This window comes from uncultured Gimesia sp. (assembly GCF_963972345.1).
In the GTDB taxonomy this organism is placed as follows: domain Bacteria; phylum Planctomycetota; class Planctomycetia; order Planctomycetales; family Planctomycetaceae; genus Gimesia.
In genome coordinates this window covers 1-19,090 of the sequence record NZ_CAXAVM010000004.1, presented here as the reverse complement: position 1 = coordinate 19,090, position 19,090 = coordinate 1, and the positions used below count along the sequence as shown (strand labels likewise).

Here is a 19,090-nt window from a genome sequence, read left to right as displayed (position 1 = left end):
AGCGGTTGCTGAAAGTACGTATCTTTTCTTCAGGCTGTTCAACTGATAGAATTCAGGTATGAACAGTCAACAAACAATCAAAAATCTGCATGATCTTGAATTTGATAACCAGTTTACCCGGGAAATGCCCGCTGATCCGGAGACCGAGAATTTTCGCAGACAGGTGAGTCAGGCCTGTTACTCTCGAGTGTCTCCTACCAAAGTGAGACAGCCACAACTGGTGGCATACTCGAAAGAGGTGGCTGAACTTTTAGATCTGTCCACTGCTGCGGTCGAATCAGATGAATTTGCCGAGGTCTTCGCCGGGAACCAGGTTCTGGAAGGGATGGACCCGTTTGCCATGTGTTATGGCGGGCATCAGTTTGGAAACTGGGCCGGTCAACTGGGAGATGGGCGGGCGATCAACCTGGGGGAAGTTCTCAATCAAAAAGGGGAACACTGGACACTGCAGTTGAAGGGAGCAGGGCCGACGCCTTATTCCCGCACCGCTGACGGACTGGCCGTGTTACGTTCTTCCGTGCGCGAATTTTTATGCAGCGAAGCCATGTATCATCTGGGAGTACCGACAACGCGGGCGCTGAGCCTGGTACTCACCGGGGAGCAGGTTTTGCGCGATATGTTTTATGATGGGAATCCCCAGCGTGAGCCGGGGGCTGTGGTATGTCGCGTCGCGCCATCGTTTCTGCGATTCGGAAATTATCAGATCTTCGCGTCACGCGGTGAAATTGAACCATTACGGAAACTGGTCGACTATACAATTCGCACCGATTTTCCCGAGCTGGGGGAACCGAGCCGCGAAGTCTATCTGCGCTGGTTCGAAGAAGTCTGTCGTCGAACGGCGGACATGATTATCCACTGGATGCGTGTAGGCTTTGTGCATGGAGTGATGAATACGGACAACATGTCGATCCTGGGACTGACGATTGACTATGGCCCTTATGGCTGGCTGGAAGATTATGATCCCAACTGGACGCCGAACACCACCGATGCCGCAGGGCGACGCTATCGCTTTGGGAATCAGCCGCAGATCGCGTTATGGAATCTCGTGCAGCTCGCAAATGCGATCTTTCCCCTGATTGAAGATGCCGAACCGCTACAGCAGTCACTGGATGAGTATGCAGACGGTTTCGAACAGGGTTTTCAGCAGATGATGGCAGATAAGCTGGGATTCAGTACTTTGCAGAGAGAAACCGATTTACCACTGATCGAAGAACTGCAGCAGGTACTGCAACTGGTGGAAACGGACATGACCATTTTCTTCCGCCGACTGGCATTCTTGAAAGCCGAAGGGGAACCAACGTCCGACGTAGCTGAGTTGATGGCTCCCCTGATGGATGCCTATTACGATCCCGCAAAAGTGACGGAGGATGTACGTGCAAAAATTGTGGACTGGCTGCAGCGATATTTAAAACGTCTGCGTGAAGAACAGTCTTCAGACGTGGAACGGCGGGAACGGATGAATCTCTTGAATCCCAAATATGTGCTGCGAAACTATCTGGCGCAACTGGCGATTGATAAAGCAGCAGCGGGCGATTTCTCTCTCGTAAATGAATTGCTGGAACTGTTGCGGCATCCTTATGACGAGCAGCCCGGGCAGGAAGAATACGCCGGGAAGCGACCGGAGTGGGCTCGCAATCGTCCCGGCTGTTCGATGCTGTCCTGCAGTTCGTAAGGTCAGGAATGGTCTGCGGAAATCACGGCGGGCAGTTCTTCGCCGGCGGGGATGAATTTCATTGAAATTGAATTCACACAATGCCTGGTATTTTTGTCGGTCATGCGTTCCCCCAGAAAGACGTGCCCCAGATGACCGCCGCAGTTGTGGCAGACGATCTCGGTGCGAGAACCATCCGGATCGGGAAACCGATCTACGGCGCCGTCGAGTTCATCATCGAAACTGGGCCAGCCACAGTGGCTTTCGAATTTATCTTCACTGCGATACAACGGAGCGTTGCACTGGCGACAGATGAATGTTCCCTCTGACTTGAGGTTGGTATATTCACCGATAAAAGGACGCTCGGTTCCCTTGTGCAGGATCACGTGGGCTTCTTCTGGTGTGAGTGGGTTATAGTTTGATTCGGATGATTCTGATCCCATAGGTCTATTCCTCAATCTCAATATTTAAAGTCGTGTCAGTAAAGTGGCGATCGAAATGAAATGAAATTCGTATCGATCAGGATGGTCCTGCAGCAGGCGTTCGATTCGTTGATAGATTTTCTCGACGGTGTTTTCCTGTGGTAACTTGTCTGGCAGAGCAGCAGCGAGGACGGGTTCGGTAAAGGCTCGCAAAAAGCCGGTATAGCTTCTTGCCCAGGCGGCCCGGTCCCCGTTTGCAGTAAACGCTTCATTAAAAGGGACTGGTACATCGCGTGCATCGACCTGGTCAATGCGAAAAGCAGCTTTCAATTCGGGGACATTTTCAAGGGGCTCAATCAGTTCCGCCGTGTTTCGATAGGAAGCGGGGAAGAGAAATTCTTCATAGAAAGCACGCGATAACATGTCTGCTTCCACAAAATCAAGCAAGGCGTCGCTGAGTACATCACTGATACCATGGCCGGTGGAATGGATTTCATTTCTACCAAAAATTTGAACCAGTAGCTTTCCGCCGGGAACCAGTTCTGCCGCTCGTGCGCGATAAAAATGACAGAGATCCTGATGGGCCTGTTTTTGAAAGGGAATCAATTCTTCTTCAGTGACCTGCACACCCTCTCGTGGCGCCTGGGGATTGGGCATCATTGGCAGGATAAATCCTGGCAGTGATGCAACGGGCCTCGTTTCAAAAAAGCCGATGGCATTAAACGTGGTCGCCAGATGCAGGCTGGCAGGGGGGACCAGTCTGCCAAAGGCGGAGCCACCGATAGCAGCGGCATAAACATTGTTATCCGTAATGACAGGTTTGCCGGCTGGAAACAGATTCAGGAACATCTGGTTGAAGTCATTCGTCGGCAGATCATCGAAGAAAGCCCAGACTGGCAAATCGTTTTTTTTGCGTAATGCGGTAATGAGCCGTTCGGTGGTGAAGATGGCATTCGCACCTTCGGACGAGCCGATGTCGAGCAGATTCCATGACTGCTGATGCGGCGGCGGTTCAGGTAACTCCGCGATGGCAGTTTCCAGCCAGGGAAGAAAAGACTGCGAAGCAGAACGTTGTTCCCGGGAGTTGGCATCGTAATAACCGCCCCCTTTCATACCGGTTGTGGTAGGCATGCTTTTTCATCCTGCTTCAAATGGAAAATGATTCGGTTATCTGACCTGAGGGGGCAACTAACAGGGACTCTCCATTCAGTTTAGCGGAATGCAGAACGCGAATCTATTGATCGTGGGGCAGGAATGAATGCCACAGAGGAAAGTTAAAAATCATCTTCGATGAATGTCAAACTCAGGTAAGTCAGAATGTCAGTGAGAGGCGGTACAGGTAGTTGTTGCGAAATGAAAGGGTGTTTTCTGGCCACTCTAACTATAAAGCCTGCATGAGGTTGCACGCTGATGTTTCTCTAGCATGCACTTTGGAACTCTGTTCGGGAACCAACACAAACCGGATTCCGGGAAAAGTTTTTTTGACGAGCTCACGGAAGGTTGGTAAATTGATATCAGCAAATCTGTGTATTCTTATTTCATTTCCGATTGATCCAGCAAATTTCAAACAGGAGTTGCCTGCGTCACATCAATCTATCCCGTAACAGAGAGTGCGCTTTACGCAGAGTGGTCTCTTTGTGAATAAAGGAGTTTAGAATGGCCAGAAAATCTTCATGTCTTGTCGATGGTGCGTTGGAAGAGATTTCAGCGCTGGAATATATCCTGTTAGGCGACTTACTGGATTTACTGGAAGAAGCCGACGGCGACGCGGGGGCCTGGAACTGGATTTCGAAAGTGCTTGATACACTCTTGAAGGCAATGCCACGTGAATTCGAATTGCAGGATGAGGGTGGTTATCTTGAAGAGGTACTCGCAGAGCATCCCAACTGGCAGGGTCAGGTACGAAACCTGTACCAGGAACGCTGCGAGTTATTGAAAAAACTGGACGAACTGCGCACCCGGATGCGGGATTCTCAACCACTGCAGCAGATGAAGCTGTTGGCAAGCGAATTACGGGATGAACTTCGCGACTGGATTACCAGCTACATTGCCCATCAACGCCACGAACGCCGGATTCTGCAGGACGCGTTCAATAATGACATTGGTGCCGCCGACTGAGGTAACGGAGAGAACTGTCCGGGTTATTTGTCAAAGTCATATACATAGACTTCGATCTCTGCGGTGCAGAGCGTTTGTTTAATCAGTGGCTCAATTTTATCCCATCTTCCACCAGCCAGTCCGCAGCCGATACGGGGCATGTGAACTGATGCCGAAAGTTCCCGGGCTTTTTCAGCGACTGATTTCAGGCTTTGTTCGATGGCCGGATAGCGGACAGGTGAGCCTTTACTGCCGGTTTTCATGCCGCGCTGACCAATCATATTAGCCACCCAGATATATTTTTCGACATTGATCAACTGGATTTCACCCAGAGCGAAATTGTTTTGCGCCCGGTGGCGATGCCAATGACGGTATTCTGCTTCCGGTTCAGGCCAGCGTTTACTGATTGCCAGCACAAAACCTTTGCCCCAGCCACCCAGGTCGTTACAGACATGGGCGATGATTTTATTTCCCCTGGCTTGCGGGGTGGTGGCATCACCTTTCAAATAAGTGATTTCTGTCATGGTTGAGCTTTAGAATCGCAGATGGTGCTGGGCAGATCGATTTTGTGTTTTTTGAGCAGCTTTGCATAGTCGCCGCTGCTGCAGAGTTTTTTCAGGCCGGCGTTGAAGGCGTCGCGGACGTCGGCTTCTTCGAAATTGGCTTTGAAATATGTGGCTTCGGGGAAAATGGATGCATATTCGACTTCACTTAGTTTGTGTCCCATCGCCTGGCTGATGGCATTGAAGATACTGCGGTCAATTACAATCACAGCGTCTTTGGCGTCCCAGAACTGTTGGACCTGCTCACTCTGATCGGCGACTTCCACGTAGTTCTTACGCTGCGGGCTGTCGGGAGCGAACAGTTTTTCGAATTCGGGGCCGACTTCGAGGTACGCATCCTGCCAGGTGAGCACTTTGTGATCGGCGAGGTCAGCGACTTTTTCGATTTTGAGGTTCGCTGATTTTTTGGTAATGGCAGCGTTCACAAAGTCGATGAAATTGTCTGAGTAGAAAATCCCTTCGACGTCTTTGAATTTCTGTACTCCCAGGGCCATGTCGGCCCGATCTTCGGCGACCGCTGACTGCAGTTTCTCATAAGGCATCTGAACGAAATTGAGCTGGTAACCGGGAAGTGCCTGGGTGGCGATATCAACTTCGATGCCCGTGGTCGCGTTTTTCATGACATAAGGAGCAATGTCAACGCTGATAGCAACCGTCAGCTGAGGTTTTTCGGAGCCGGCATTGGGTTCGGGAATGATTTCGGTTTCAGCATTCACACCAGATTCTTCCTGGGGAGCAGGCGCTGACTTCTGGCAGGCGGTGAACAAGGCAGTGAGCATCAGCAGGCTGGTAGCAGTGTAGAAGCGATATCCGTTCATAATCTTCTCTCCTGAGTGACGGGAATTTTGCTGAAGTATATCGCGTGATGAGCGTGTGCTCAATAGCTTAGTCTGGATTGGATGGTTTGAATTGACTCCAGCGTTCTCAAATCTGCTCACCCAGAAACACCGGTTCGCGGTGATAGCCGGTCATCACCTGGTAGTAGTGGGACGCGGGTTGCAGGAGCATGTAGATGCAGGGTTGTTCGTGCTGATCGTGAATGATTGCGCCTTGAATGCCTTCTCTGATCTGAAACCAGACACCGCGTTCCAGGCCGAAGTTCGCGAGGATTTCCACCGGTTCGGGGTGATACATGGACCAGGCGCCTGATTCGAGTGTGGCGACTTCACACCACCAGGCGAGAGGAGCGTTGCTGTGACGCTGTCGGTTACCCCAGGGAAGGATCCGCAGTTCTCCCTGGTAAAAGACGGGGAGCAGGGGCTGGCGATGCCTCTGCATGAACAGGATTTCTTTGTCTGCTGTTGCCGAGCGCTGGATGATGCGTTCGTCGAGCTGGTGTTTTTGGATGAGTCTGGTGGGGATGTCCCGCCAGGCAATGGTGATCCCGGTGCACATCAGAAGCACATCTTTCCAGAAATATCACAGATGTCGTAGTTGTGTGTTGCGTCATGGTAGATTTCATGCAGCGGCAGTGTCTCGGCGCTGCGAATGGCAAACCGGCCCAGTTTTTGATTGATGTCCCGTTTGATCTGGTCGAGGGGGCTTTGCGCGTCTTCGAAGAATAACGATTTCTGGATCCGGTCCCGCCAGGTCAGATTTTCGGCAATGATGTGCATGTGGCTGACGGGGTACGTGGTCGGGGCCGTCGCCAGCATGGGCATGACGGCATCGTAGATCGTGCGAAAGGAAGCGGAAGGGACTGCCAGTGGCGTACGTCCCAGCCAGAGTGCGGTTTTATTGGCGTCGATCTGCAGGCTGATGTGCCGGGCGTAGACGCGGTGATGATCGAGGGCTTCGATCAGGCGTTCGATATTTCGTACTGCCCAGGCACGAATGCGGTCGGCGTCCATGGTCTTTCCGCCACACGATCCGCCACGGGCAATCGCTTTGTGAGGGGGGCGGGTGGTCTGAATCGGATTGACCGCATCACCCCGCAGTTCCCACCACAGGGCTTCCCCTTTAATGGTGAGCAGATTACGAATCAGCAGGCGATCCGCCTGGCGATAGTCCCAGCAGGTATGAATATTTCTGTCACGCAGTTTGCGTTCGCTGCGGCTGCCGATGCCACACAGTTCCCCCACAGGCTGTGAACGGAGAAACGGTTCACAGTCTCGTTCAATGATCTGGACCCCGAACGGTTTGGCGGCATCACTGCCCAGCTTGGCGAGGGTGCGGGAGGGAGCAATTCCGATGGAGACCGGGACGCCGACCTGCTCCTGAACCAGCGTTTGCAAAGCCCGGGTAGCTGCTTTCAGGGGGAGTCGAAAATACCGCTGAAGCTCGGAGGCATCAAAAAACATCTCATCAATGCTGTAATATTCGACGAGGGGGCTGACGGTTTTGAGCAGATCGAGCAGTCGCCGGGAAATGACCTCGTACCAGCGAAAATCCCGTTTCACAAAGACGGCGTGCGGGCAGAGCTTCTTGGCTTCCCAGATGGGGTGCCCGGTTTTGACGCCATAAGCTTTGAGTTCGTAGCTCTTGGCGATGACACAGGCTCCCTGGTTGCCCAGCACGCCACAGGGAACTCCACGCAGGCTGTAAGATCGGATTCTTTCGCAGCTTACGTAGAAGCAATCTGAGTCAATATGTCCAATGAGTGTTGTAACCATGCGGGGATGGTATCAAAGAATTTATGGAATACCACTGAACAGTGTTCGGATTGTTAGCGGAAGGATCTGTGCCAGGGATCTGATTTTATGCGGGGGCGGAGCGGCATACTTTCGCTATGAAAGAGCAACTGAATTTGCAGAAAGATGAAGTTGTGGGCGGAAGTACTGTTTAGCCGTGGTGCGTTTCAAAAGTGTCAGCGGAGGCCAGGTCCCAGACTTTTTTGTAGACGGGATAAGGGCAGTCGTTGAGCAGTTCACCCGGTTTCAGGAAATCGAAGGCTTCGTGGTAGGAAAGGACTTCGGTGCGTTTCGTTCTGAGGTAGATGTGCCACGGGCGAAGTTCATTGGGATGGTCGAGGCCTGCCGCAGCGATGACTTCCGCCAGCGCTTCCATAGTATTGTGATGGAAATTAAAAGTACGTTCGCTTTTATCGGCAACATTCAGAGCACGTTGGCGTCCGGGGTCCTGAGTAGCGACTCCCACGGGGCATTCATTGGTGTGACAGGTCTGGGCCTGAATGCAGCCGACTGCCATCATGAAACCGCGGGCCGAGTTACACCAGTCGGCGCCAATAGCCAGGGCGCGGGACAGTGTGAAGGCAGAACTGATTTTCCCTGCGGCGGCGACTTTGATTTTGTCCCTGAGGTTACAGCCGACAAGGGCATTGTGTACGAAAATCAGACCTGTTTTCAAAGGCATTCCCATGTTGTCGGAAAATTCGAGCGGCGCTGCCCCGGTTCCTCCTTCGCCTCCATCGACGGTAATGAAGTCTGGAAGAATACCGGTTTTCAGCATGGCTTTGCAGACCCCGAGGAATTCAGAGGGATGGCCGATACAGAGTTTGAAACCAATCGGTTTGCCTCCAGAGAGTTCACGGAGTTGTGCCACGTATTCACAAAGACCGGTGGGGTTATTGAAGGTATTATGGCCGGGGGGAGAGATACAGTCCTGCCCCATCAGAATCTTGCGGGTCGAGGCAATTTCCGGAGTGATCTTGGCGGCCGGCAAAACTCCTCCATGTCCAGGTTTGGCGCCCTGTGAGATTTTGATCTCGATCATCTTGACCGATTCATGAGCCGCCTGTTCCTGAAACAGATCGGGATTAAAAGTTCCATCATTATTACGGCAGCCAAAATAACCGGTGCCGATTTGCCAGACCAGGTCGCCCCCATTTTTGAGATGATAAGGGCTGACGCCCCCTTCTCCCGTACAATGATAGAAGTTGCCTTTTTTGGCGCCGGCATTCAATGCCAGCAGTGCGTTTGGGCTGAGTGCACCGAAGCTCATGGCTGAGATGTTGAGAACGGAGCAGGAGTAAGGCTGCTTGCATTCAGGGCCGCCCACTGTGGTGCGGAAGTGTTCTTTTGCTTTCGGGCGGGGAGCCATGGAATGGTTAAGCCATTCGTATTCTTCGCCGTAGACATCCAGCTCGGTTCCAAAGGGTTTTAAACCATCAATGTTTTTCGCACGTTCATAAATCAGGGAGCGGGCATCGTGATTGAAGGGACGACCATCAATATTGCTTTCGATGAAGTACTGATGAATTTCGGGGCGGATCATTTCCAGCAGGAATCGCATGTGAGCGATGATCGGGTAATTGCGGGTGATACTGTGCCGCGTCTGGATCAGATCCCAAGTTCCCAGTAGCGCCAGGGGAATCAGAATCAGCAGCGCCCAGAGGAAATCGCTTTCGACAGTCAGCCCGATGACCAGGCAGAACAAAGCGAGTACGATTGTCAGAATGTACGCTGAATATCTCATGGAACTTACCTGTCAGAAGTGACGAGTTAATTGATCTGAATTCGGTGGAATTGCGTGTAATAAGACGATGTCAGGGTGTGGCAGTCGCTGGGGAATTATCCTCATGCATCACGCCCCGCGTCAGCAGGAAATCAACAATCAACTGTAATTCCTGATCACTGATTGAGCTGGCAAACGCGGGCATATTATGGCCGCCATTGTTGATCCGGATGACTAAATCATCGCGAGTCAGCAATTTTCCAATTTCTGTCAGTTCAGGACCTCGATGTCCGCCGTAACCGCCGATATCGTGACAATACAGGCAGCCTTTGATATGCATCAGTTTGGCACCTTCTGCCAGCGGTCCCTGGTCTGTTCCTACGATAGAAGCCGGTAGTTCTTTCACGCCAAAGTCGGGTGACCACGGTTTTTTATATCCATAAATTGTGAGCACCAGGAAGGCGACGAATCCGAAGATCACCGTGAAGCCGGCCCAGGGGCGTTTGGACGGGGCACGATGTCCTTTATTGGAAATCATAGGCAGGAAGAAGAGCCCCAGAAATCCAAGGATGGGTACGCCCAGGATAACCCAGGTTTCAAGTTGGGGAGGCAGCAGTGACAATACCGCGAAGTACCAGAGGAAGTACCAGTCGGGCAGGGGATTGGCATTAATACTGCTGGGGTTGGGAGGCGGATCGAGAGCGGGCGGTCCCAGAAACAGGGAACAGCCGAGTATGACAACAACAATGATCGTGGAGAAAATCATGTCCCGCCACATCGCATCGGGCCAGAAAGGAACGCCGGTTTTGTGGATTCGCTTTTCGTACTCTTCTTTATAGGTGTCCGGATCCACCGGTTCGTTGACATCGGGCATTTCAGAGATCCCGTGCCGCATGATCAGCAGCATGTGCAATCCGATGCCGGCAAAAATCAGCGCAGGCATGATGAAAACATGCATGGCAAAAAAGCGGGTGATGGTGGAACCGCCGACCGTTTCGCCACCCAGAATGAAATGTGCCAGCGTGGGTCCGATAATGGGGGTTCGGCCTGCCATTTCCGCAGCAACGGTAACCGACCAGACGCCGTTCGCATCCCAGCGTAACAACTGGCCGGTAAAGGCCATGCCGAGTACGACGAATAACAGTACCACGCCACTCATCCAGTTCATTTCTCGCGGGTACTTGTATGTCGCGTGCATATAGACCTGCACCATATGAATGACAGCGAGCATGACCATGGCGGAGGCACCGTAATAATGCATGCCTCGAACCAGGCTGCCCAGCGGTGCTGTATTGGTAATATAAACGAGGCTTTCGTAAGTATTCTCGCCGCCCGGTACATAAGCCATGGCCAGGCTGATACCGGTCAGAACCTGAACCACAAATGCACACAGTGTGGCGCTCCCGAAGATATACCACCAGCGGGCATTATCGGGCACGAGATGGACCATCAGCGGAACAATGTAATCGGAAAAACCAATTCGATTGTCAATCCAGTTCCAGGTTCGAGTCAGGAAGTTGTTACTCATTCAGCCGGATACTCGCTTCTCATCAAAAGTGGTTTTCAGGTTAACTTTGTCAGCGTCAAAGGTGTTGGAGCTGTTTCAATTTCCACCTGACCATTGCGCACACGGACCTTGAGTCGATCCAGTGGTTCGGGGGGCGGCCCAGCAGCCACGGTTCCATCTTCGTAGTAAACTCCACCGTGACAGGGGCACATGAACAGACGCGGGTCTTCAACCCAGCGGACCGGGCAGCCCAGGTGCCGACAGTTGATTGAAAAGGCGATGAATTCAGATTCGTTGGCGCGCCGGATCCAGGCACCCGCTTTGGCCGTCACGCCAGACCAGACTACAGGAGAGGGATCTTCGTATTGCACCAGAACAAACCCGCCCACCTTGAAGTCTTCGAGTTTGCCGACGTTTCGCCATTTCTGTTTGGGTTTACGGAAGACAGGTGCCAGCACAAATCCGATCCCCGGTAGAGCTATGATGAGTCCGATCAGCGCTGATAACCCGATGGACAGGCGGGTCAGAAATGTACGGCGCTGCTGTTGCTGGCAACAGGGGTGATCTGACTGAGGTTGTTCGGTATTCAAGGCGTTTCACTCCATGAGCTGTTGATCTCTTTCATCCAGGACCAGATGCCACCCACCATAACGATGATCCCGATCAGTGACATGCTCCAGTGTGTGAGGATTCCCCAGAACATAAACATGATCCCCAGCGCCAGTGTCGCCGGGGCGTAGGTTGGTTTCAGTTCCGGTTCGGCATTTTCTTCAGAATGTGTTTCCGATAAGTCAGACTGGTTCACTGATGCGCCTCCCTGAGAGAGCCTGGGTTTGCCGTCGTTTGAGAGGTCGGGACAGTTTCAATGTCAGCGTACCAGCGTTTCAGTACGACCATAATCGCCGTCACATACAGTGAGCAGGGGGGGACCCACATCAACAGGCCGCCCAGTCGCTGGTCCGTGGCAGGATTCAGTCCCTGATCGTAGAGCAGGTTCAGAATTCCAATTCGATCGACGGGGCTGGCAAAAGCGGGACAGACTGAAATAACCGTGAACGTGATATAGATTCCCAGCAGGGTACAAGCCAGGCAGGCGGAGAACAGGTAAGCGACTGCCACCGATGGATTCAAATGATACCGTTTCACAGGTGAAAAGACGGGCCACCAGAATGCCAGACCGGCCAGCAGGAAGGTGGCATCCCGGAAAATTCCGAGTGAGTAGTTAACCGTCGAAGCATTACAGAAGGATGGAATGTGCCAGAACCACATGACCCCCAGACCACTGAGCCAGCCCAGAAACGGGACAGCCATCACCGAGCCCAGGCGGTTCATGAAGGGACGGCTGAAGAGTGATTCCATTGCCGATTCAGATAGACTGAGCAGTAGAAATAATGGGATAATTAATAAGAGCAGCAGGTGCTGTACGACGTGCGCGCTGAACAGATAGCCGTCCGAAAGAACGCCAATTGGAGAAATGTAGGCGAGTGTCAGAGCCAGCATGGCAACAGAAAATGCCGCCCCCCGTTTTCCGCTGGTGCTTCGTTGAAGCAGGAAATACATCCCGGTCAGGGTGAGCACCAGTAGCCAGATGGGGGAATCCCATTTCCATAAGCTGCTTGTCAGGTCGAAATACGAACTCATTGCAGAAGCCCCAGATAGATAATTCCAAAGACGGCAATCCAGACGACATCGACAAAGTGCCAATAAACGCCGACGGCTCCGAATACGTGTGTTTTTTCAGATGAGAGATTTCCTTTGAGTCCCATCAGCAGCATCACAAATAAGGCGATTACGCCGGCGGTCACGTGAATTCCGTGGAACCCGGTCACTGTGAAAAATGTCGCTGAGAACAGATCGGAATTGATGCTGATACCATTCGACAGCAGCCCCGTGTATTCCCACACCTGACCGCCGAGGAAGATGATGCCCAGCAGAATGGTGAGCCCCAGAGAAAAGACAAACGCAGATTTTTTACCAGCTTTCAAAAATCGTTCCGCGACCCAGAAGGTGAGACTGCTGGTGATCAGAAACAGGCTGAAGATGCCGGTTCGTTTGACATCCAGCACGGAAGAAGTCACATCAGACAGTGTTTCGGGGGAACTGGCTTCGCCCACCGGTGCCATCAGTTTTGTATTGAAGACCACGTATGCGACCAGGAGCAGCAGAAAGAAGACCGCCTCGGAAGCGATAAACGACCAGGCGGCGATTTTGGCCAGGTTGCCGCGTCTGCCTTTATCTTCCGGAGTCTTTTCTTTTTTCCAGTCAGCATACTCTGGATGATTAATATCCCACACGGGACGTCGGCTTTTGACTTCGGGAATCACCGGGAAGTTTTCCGGGGGAGGCGGTGATGTGGTAGCCCATTCGAGTGTGAAGGCATCCCAGGGATTGTCGCCGGCAATTTTTCCGCTATGTAAACTTTTGAAGATATTCCAGAGAAAGACCAGGGTGCCAACCGCCATGAAGACAGCGCCCAGGGTCGCGATTCCATTCAGCAAGGCCCAGCCGGGATTGTCAGCATAGGTGTAGACACGACGGGGCATGCCCATCATTCCGAGGAAATGCTGTACCATGAAGGTCATGTTAAAGCCAAGTACCCAGAGCCAGAACTGCAGGATTCCAATGCGTTCATTCAACATACGTCCGGTCATTTTAGGGAACCAGTAGTAGGCTGCTGAGAATAATGCGAAGACCAGTCCCCCGATCAACACGTAGTGAAAGTGTGCGACTACAAAGTAGGTGTCGGTCAACTGCCAGTCGATCGGAACAGCGGCGAACATGATGCCCGTTAATCCGCCAATGACGAACTGCAGCAGAAACGCGATCGCGAAGTGCAGCGAGGTGTTAAACTTAATTTCTCCCCCCCACAGAGTGGCGGTCCAGTTAAAGACTTTGATTCCGGTAGGGATGGCAATCAGCAGCGAACCAACGGCAAAAAATATGTCGGCATACATGCCCAGCCCGACTGCGAACATATGATGTGCCCAGACACCGTAGCCCAGGAGCACAATTGCAACCGACGAAGCTGCAATGAAGGTATATCCGTAAATCGGTTTTCGCGAAAAGACGGGAATGACTTCAGAGATCATGCCAAAGCCGGGCAGGATCAGGATGTAAACTTCGGGGTGTCCGAAGATCCAGAAATAATGCTGCCAGAGGACTGCAGAACCGCCTCGGGTCGGATCAAAAAATGCGGAGCCCAGCCAGCGGTCGATCAGTAACATGGCCAGTGCCGAGTTCAGAGCCGGCAGAGCGAGGATGATCAGGATCGCCTGCATCAGCATCATCCAAACAAAGAGGGGCACGCGTTGCAGGCTCATGCCGGGAGCCCGCAGATTGATAATCGTGGCAAAAATATTGATCGCCCCTGAAACGGAGCCGATGCCCATAATGAGCAGACCGATGATCCAGTAATCGACACCCTGCAGGGAACTGTAGGCTTTAGATGAGAGGGGGACGTAGCTGAACCAGCCGGCATTAGGGGCTGAACCCGTCAGAAAGCTGAAGTGCAACAGGGCTGCTCCGAAAAAGAACATCCAGAATCCGAAGGAGTTCAGGCGGGGAAAGGCAACGTCACGGGCACCAATCATTAAGGGAACAAAATAATTGGCAAAGCCCGTCAGTACCGGCATCCCGACCAGGAAGACCATCGTGGTGCCATGCATGGTGAAAAGCTGGTTGAACATTTCCGGTGAAAGAAACGTATTGTTGGGGAATGCCAGCTGGATGCGCATCAGCAGCGCTTCAAAGCCTCCTACCGCCAGATAAAAGACGGCGGTCAGGATATACATAATGCCGATACGTTTATGGTCGAGCGTACTGACCCAGTCCAGCATCCGCGTTGAAGTCGGCTGGGGTTCAAGCATCGTGAGTTGTGATTCTTCGACGGATCCTGTCGTCACTTGAGTGTCTCCAGGTAGGCTACGAGTTGTTTTAAGTTTGTTTCACTCAGCTTGAAGTCTGGCATTTTACATCCCGGCTTGAGTGCCTGGGGGTTCTTGAGCCACAAAGCCAGATTTGCGGGTGTATTTTCAATGACGCCTGCACCAATTTCTTTGCGACGGGCGAAGTGAGTTAAATCCGGCCCGATTGTGGCATCCGCAGCAGTTCCCTGAACAGTATGGCAGCGGGGACAGGTGGCCTGGAAAAAGTATTTCTTGCCGGCTGCAGCCAGGGGGGAGAGTAATCGGGGCTGTTCGGTCGCCTGCTTCTCGCTGGCTTCCCATTGTTGAAACTCTTCTTTCGTGACGGCATAGACTTTGAAGTTCATCCAGGCGTGCTGGGCTCCACAGTACTCCGAACAGCGTCCCTGGTACGAACCGGGTTTACTCGCCTGCAGCCAGATGAAATTGTCCCGACCCGGGATGGCATCGATTTTGGGTCCCAGTTGGGCAACCCAGAAGCTATGGATCACATCAGCCGAAGTGACCAGAACGCGAAATTTTTTGTCTTTATCTGCGGGTAAATAAATTTCATTGGCGGTAATTACCCCTGATTTAGGATATTTCACTTCCCACCACCACTGGTGTCCGGTCACGATCAGATCGACATCGTCGAAATTAATTTTGCCGTCTGGGGCGACCTCGGGTATCGCGTTGAGGGTGATGATCAGATGGGCGCTGATCGCGACCAGCCAGATAACAATGACCACCGGACCGATCATCCAGAAGATTTCTGATCTTTCGCTGCCAAAATTCTGATCCGGTTGTGTATCACGGCGTCGACCACGCGAAATGGCAATCAGGATTAATCCCGATACAATCGCGAAAACGACAGCACTGATGAGCAATACCTGAAGAAACAAATCGTTAATGGCCTCTGCCTGCGGAGACGCGGGGTCAAGAACAGGAATCACAGAGTTCATAGTCAATGCCTGGCATCCGGTATTCAAAGGTGTCGGTTTCGCGCTGATGTGTTACTGGATCGGTGAGATGATCGCAGCAAAGATCCTGTTTCAATCAGTGACTGTTCGCTCATTCTAATCTGGAACGATTGCATTCAAGCCACCACTTTAATTTGAATCTGACCCAGTATAGTGCATTAGTCTGATTAATGTATGTGAATTCATCAATTTCTAATATGAAAAAATCTGATCCACACACAAAATAGTTCAGGACCCAGATGGACTATCTTACCTATGTGAATAAGAATTCAAACAAATTCGGGCAACGGCCTTCATTTCCATCGTAATGTGGAAGAGTCAGACTTTAATTTATCGTAAAAGTGGTGATCGCATTTCCGGACCGGGCTTTCTGATTAATTAAACGCTGACGCAATGATATTGGAGAGTTTTACCAGACGCCAGGGAACCTGGGAACGAATGGCTGTCGTCAGCAGCACTGCGAAACCATCACGGCGGCGGTCCATCCAGACCATGGTTCCGGTGGCTCCTGTGTGACCAAACACGCTACGGTCGAGCAGGTTTCCCCAGCTTCCGGTCTGGCCGGGATGATTCAAACGCCAGCCCAGCCCCCAGGGTTGAGAGCGGCGAATCGGTTCTGGCAGATCGGGATAGTCGTTCAAGCGATTGGTGGTCGCCATCTCCAGCATTGAGCGGGAGAGCAGACGTCTGTCTGCGACTTCGCCATAATTCAGCATGCACTGACAGATGACTGCCAGATCCGCAGGAGAGCTGAACATGCCACCCCAGGGGACTCCCAGATCCTGCCAGTAAGGGCTGTTCCAGCCAAAACTGGAACCAACCTGATATTCCGGTGTTTCGACGCGGACCAGCCGCTCACGTGGAAAGTCTCCCCGTCCCAGCCAGGTATTCTGAAGATCCAAGGGTTTGATGATTTCATCACGGACATGCTGCGCAATGGTTTTGCGGGTCAGCCTTTGCACGATTTCCGCGACAATCAGCGTACCCATACTCTGGTAGCTGAGTCCTGTTCCTGCCGGCTGGAACAGGGGAACGGTATCGTATATGGCTCCATGGATGAACTGTTTAAGCGGTGCCAGCGACTGGCGAAGTTCCACATTATTCGCCAACATGTCAGGCATCCCCGAAGTATGCGTAAACAGGTGATGGACCAGAATGGATTCTTTATGGTGTGCGGCGAAATCGGGGATATAATGTGTAACCGGCAGAGACAGGACCAGGTCGCCTCGCTCCACCAGTCGCAGTGCACTCATATAGACAATGGGCTTCGTAATGGAGGCGAGCAGAAACATGCCATCAGGGCGAATCGCTTCTGCATTTTTTTCAGGCCCCTGTTTCCCAAAGAATTGAGGCTCGACCATTTTGCCATGCCGCCCGACGACAATGGCGGCCCCGGGGACACTGCCCTCCGCAGTCCACTCTTCCAGCAATCTTCCCGCCTGTTTCAGCCGCTCATGATCGAGATTGATTTCCTGAGGTTTGACGATCGGCAGTGAAGTCATCGGCTTATTCCTGATAGGGGGGAGTCTGTGTTGACTCTGCGAGATTCATTTACCATGATCGATCTCAGGGAAATCGTCAAGCGAGTGGTTGACGATTTTCCGTCAAACTGTTTCGGGGTTATCTCATCCAGCGAAGGGGCGGTTCATGGTTCGGATTTTGTTATCGATCACAGTTTTCTTAATAATCGGGGATATATGCTCTGCGGTACAGGCGGCAGAATTACCAGAGCGCGACAGCAGTTTTTCCATCGCGACACAGGAATGGCCGTTTCAGCCGGGCCCCCGATCGGTCAAAGTGTATCTGTATTATCCGGGAAATGAACTCAAAAATGTGAATGCCGACACCGGGCTGATGCTTAATCTGCACAACTGGGGAGGCACGAATTCTTCCGGCGCCGGGAATCCGGCGGTGCTTACCAGGGAATTGAACGTGATTGCCATCTCGGTGGATTATGTGCAAAGTGGTTCCTGGAATGATCAGTCGGGGGCTCCTTATGATTTTGGATACCTGCAGGCCATTGATGCCTTGCGGGCTCTCTCGCATGTGTATCATGCACTGCGCGAGCAGAAAATTCCTTTTAATTCGCGCCGGATTTATTCTGCCGGTGGTTCGGGAGGGGGAAATGTGACACTGATGTGTAATAAATTTGCGCCGCATACCTTCACATGTGTGGTTGATATCTGTGGGATGCCTCGACTGTCGGATGATATCGCATTTAATCTGCCAGGAGGCAGCAGCCTGGATGCCCGCTACAGTCGGGATCAAAATTCGGCTGATTATCTTTCACCCGGAGCTCAGGAAATCCGTTTCATCGGGAACCCCGATCATCTGAAAGCCATGAAAGCAATGGGGTATGCCGGGAAAATTGTGATCATTCATGGAACAGGGGATACGACCTGTCCTTATGAAGACGCAAAACAGATGGTTCAGAATATGCAGGCGGCTGATTTGGATGTCAAAGCCAAATTTGTGACGCAGGCTGATCTGGATGGCGTCGTTTTTAAAAATACGGGTCATTCGCTGGGTGACCGGACAAAGATGATTGTCGAATTTGGTGGTCCCTATATCATTCCCGGTAATCAGAAGTTTCGACTGCGTGAGTCACCGACTGATTTTGAATTGAAACAGGATGTGATCTATCCGACTTCCGATGGTCGTTATGTGATTTCCTATTCTAATGGAGTTCCTGAAGTACGCTTTGAAGCGAAGTAAGAAGCGGCCCAGGTTGACTATGCAGCTCCCATCAGGGGCGGTGATCAGGATTGAAATCAGTGAGTGCTTTGGGAGGCATGGCGACACGTAGCGCATTGAGTACCGCGAGTACGTCGATGACTTCCTGGGAAATCGCGCCGGCTACGGGAGGGAGATAACCGGCAGCAGCCAGCAGCATGCCGAACATGCTCAATATCATGCCTCCGATGGCGCTTTGCAACGCGATGCGGCGCATGCGGCGGCTGATATGCAGGAATTCGTCGATCTTCTGCAGAGAACTGTCCATCACAATCACATCGGCAGCTTCAGTGGTGACATCACTGTTTTGCCCAAAGGCCATGCCGACGGTCGCTGCGACGAGAGCCGGCGCGTCATTGATACCATCACCGACAAAGATGGTATTCGCCTGGCTCGTTTCCGCATTGACGATTTCCAGTTTTTGTTCGGGACTCTGGCTGAAGTAGACGTTTTCTATGCCAACCTGCTCGGCGAGGTAACGTACCTCTGATTCCCGGTCGCCGGAAACCAGCATTGTTTTCTGAATCTGATGTCGAGGCGAAAGGTGCGATATAAAAGATTGTCCGTCTGTCCGGGGAGTATCACGAAATCGATAAATGCCGGCGTACTGATCATCAATCAGAATGACGCATTCCAGGCCTCCCGCCTGCGGAGGGAGTTGCGTTTCCAGGTCGGGTTGCTGTTTGATCAGTTTTTTGCGGCTGGTGATCTGCACCGAATGTCCTGTGACTGTTCCCTGCATTCCCTGTCCCGGCGGTTCACTGATTTTCGAAGCATCATGACTGACTGCTTTTTCTGCCTGAATCGCCTTCAGGATTGCCCCGGCGAGGGGATGTTTGGAAAACCGTTCCAGGCTGCCGACGAGTGAGAGGACTTCCAGTG

Annotated in this window: 18 protein-coding genes; 3 read left to right on the top strand and 15 right to left on the bottom strand. The window is 52.2% G+C overall.

The features are described from left to right. Window positions 1-58: 58 nt before the first annotated feature. Entirely contained in the window at window positions 59-1,672 is a 1,614-nt protein-coding gene (locus tag AACZ40_RS01030; protein WP_339672800.1) for a YdiU family protein, read from the top strand. Window positions 1,673-1,674: 2 nt separating this feature from the next. On the opposite strand, the gene AACZ40_RS01025 is transcribed toward AACZ40_RS01030, so the two are convergent. Next, on the bottom strand, window positions 1,675-2,094 hold the full coding sequence (locus tag AACZ40_RS01025; RefSeq protein WP_291175439.1) for a methionine-R-sulfoxide reductase: 420 nt from the start codon (window positions 2,092-2,094) through the stop codon (window positions 1,675-1,677). Between the two features lie 24 nt (window positions 2,095-2,118). Further along, a complete protein-coding gene (locus AACZ40_RS01020) occupies window positions 2,119-3,204 on the bottom strand; it encodes a cyclopropane-fatty-acyl-phospholipid synthase (protein ID WP_291175437.1) in 1,086 nt (361 codons plus the stop codon). A 525-nt stretch (window positions 3,205-3,729) separates the two neighbouring features. Between AACZ40_RS01020 and AACZ40_RS01015 the strand changes: the two genes are divergently transcribed. After that, a complete protein-coding gene (locus AACZ40_RS01015) occupies window positions 3,730-4,191 on the top strand; it encodes a hypothetical protein (RefSeq protein WP_291175435.1) in 462 nt (153 codons plus the stop codon). Window positions 4,192-4,214: 23 nt separating this feature from the next. Here AACZ40_RS01015 and AACZ40_RS01010 read toward each other — a convergent pair whose 3' ends face one another. From AACZ40_RS01010 to AACZ40_RS00955, 12 genes are all read right to left on the bottom strand, one after another. Next, complete coding sequence (locus AACZ40_RS01010) at window positions 4,215-4,694, bottom strand: macro domain-containing protein (RefSeq protein ID WP_291175433.1); 480 nt, start codon at window positions 4,692-4,694, stop codon at window positions 4,215-4,217. After that, on the bottom strand, window positions 4,691-5,551 hold the full coding sequence (locus tag AACZ40_RS01005; RefSeq protein WP_339672794.1) for a transporter substrate-binding domain-containing protein: 861 nt from the start codon (window positions 5,549-5,551) through the stop codon (window positions 4,691-4,693). Before AACZ40_RS01005 ends, AACZ40_RS01010 begins: the two co-directional genes overlap by 4 nt. 106 nt (window positions 5,552-5,657) lie before the next feature. Continuing rightward, window positions 5,658-6,128 carry a hypothetical protein gene (locus AACZ40_RS01000; RefSeq protein WP_291175421.1) on the bottom strand — a complete coding sequence of 157 codons (471 nt, stop codon included), beginning with the start codon at window positions 6,126-6,128 and terminating at the stop codon, window positions 5,658-5,660. Beyond that, on the bottom strand, window positions 6,128-7,345 hold the full coding sequence (locus AACZ40_RS00995; protein ID WP_291175416.1) for a DNA polymerase IV: 1,218 nt from the start codon (window positions 7,343-7,345) through the stop codon (window positions 6,128-6,130). The genes AACZ40_RS01000 and AACZ40_RS00995 overlap by 1 nt, the downstream gene beginning before the upstream one ends. A 169-nt stretch (window positions 7,346-7,514) precedes the next feature. Then, window positions 7,515-9,107 carry an FMN-binding glutamate synthase family protein gene (locus AACZ40_RS00990; protein ID WP_291175413.1) on the bottom strand — a complete coding sequence of 531 codons (1,593 nt, stop codon included), beginning with the start codon at window positions 9,105-9,107 and terminating at the stop codon, window positions 7,515-7,517. Between the two features lie 70 nt (window positions 9,108-9,177). Next, window positions 9,178-10,614 carry a cytochrome b N-terminal domain-containing protein gene (locus tag AACZ40_RS00985; RefSeq protein ID WP_291175409.1) on the bottom strand — a complete coding sequence of 479 codons (1,437 nt, stop codon included), beginning with the start codon at window positions 10,612-10,614 and terminating at the stop codon, window positions 9,178-9,180. Between the two features lie 35 nt (window positions 10,615-10,649). Beyond that, the gene (locus tag AACZ40_RS00980) at window positions 10,650-11,183 is read right to left on the bottom strand and encodes a Rieske (2Fe-2S) protein (RefSeq protein WP_291175406.1); all 534 of its coding nucleotides are present in this window, start codon (window positions 11,181-11,183) and stop codon (window positions 10,650-10,652) included. Further along, complete coding sequence (locus AACZ40_RS00975; RefSeq protein WP_291175403.1) at window positions 11,180-11,398, bottom strand: hypothetical protein; 219 nt, start codon at window positions 11,396-11,398, stop codon at window positions 11,180-11,182. Before AACZ40_RS00975 ends, AACZ40_RS00980 begins: the two co-directional genes overlap by 4 nt. Beyond that, the gene (locus AACZ40_RS00970) at window positions 11,395-12,234 is read right to left on the bottom strand and encodes a cytochrome c oxidase assembly protein (protein WP_291175396.1); all 840 of its coding nucleotides are present in this window, start codon (window positions 12,232-12,234) and stop codon (window positions 11,395-11,397) included. The genes AACZ40_RS00975 and AACZ40_RS00970 overlap by 4 nt, the downstream gene beginning before the upstream one ends. Continuing rightward, window positions 12,231-14,495, bottom strand: a complete 2,265-nt coding sequence (ctaD, locus tag AACZ40_RS00965; RefSeq protein WP_291175394.1) for a cytochrome c oxidase subunit I — start codon at window positions 14,493-14,495, stop codon at window positions 12,231-12,233. The genes AACZ40_RS00970 and ctaD overlap by 4 nt, the downstream gene beginning before the upstream one ends. After that, the gene (gene coxB / locus AACZ40_RS00960) at window positions 14,492-15,457 is read right to left on the bottom strand and encodes a cytochrome c oxidase subunit II (protein ID WP_291175392.1); all 966 of its coding nucleotides are present in this window, start codon (window positions 15,455-15,457) and stop codon (window positions 14,492-14,494) included. The genes ctaD and coxB overlap by 4 nt, the downstream gene beginning before the upstream one ends. Before the next feature lie 392 nt (window positions 15,458-15,849). Then, window positions 15,850-16,977, bottom strand: coding sequence for a serine hydrolase domain-containing protein (locus AACZ40_RS00955; protein ID WP_291175387.1), 1,128 nt, complete (start codon window positions 16,975-16,977; stop codon window positions 15,850-15,852). Window positions 16,978-17,122: 145 nt separating this feature from the next. Here AACZ40_RS00955 and AACZ40_RS00950 point away from each other — a divergent pair, with 145 nt between their 5' ends. Further along, window positions 17,123-18,190: a DUF2920 family protein gene (locus tag AACZ40_RS00950; RefSeq protein WP_291175386.1), complete on the top strand. Its 1,068-nt coding sequence runs from the start codon at window positions 17,123-17,125 to the stop codon at window positions 18,188-18,190. 31 nt (window positions 18,191-18,221) lie between these two features. Here the strand turns inward: AACZ40_RS00950 and AACZ40_RS00945 are convergent. Further along, a partial coding sequence (locus tag AACZ40_RS00945) for an HAD-IC family P-type ATPase (RefSeq protein WP_339672777.1) occupies window positions 18,222-19,090 on the bottom strand: 869 nt, incomplete at its 5' end.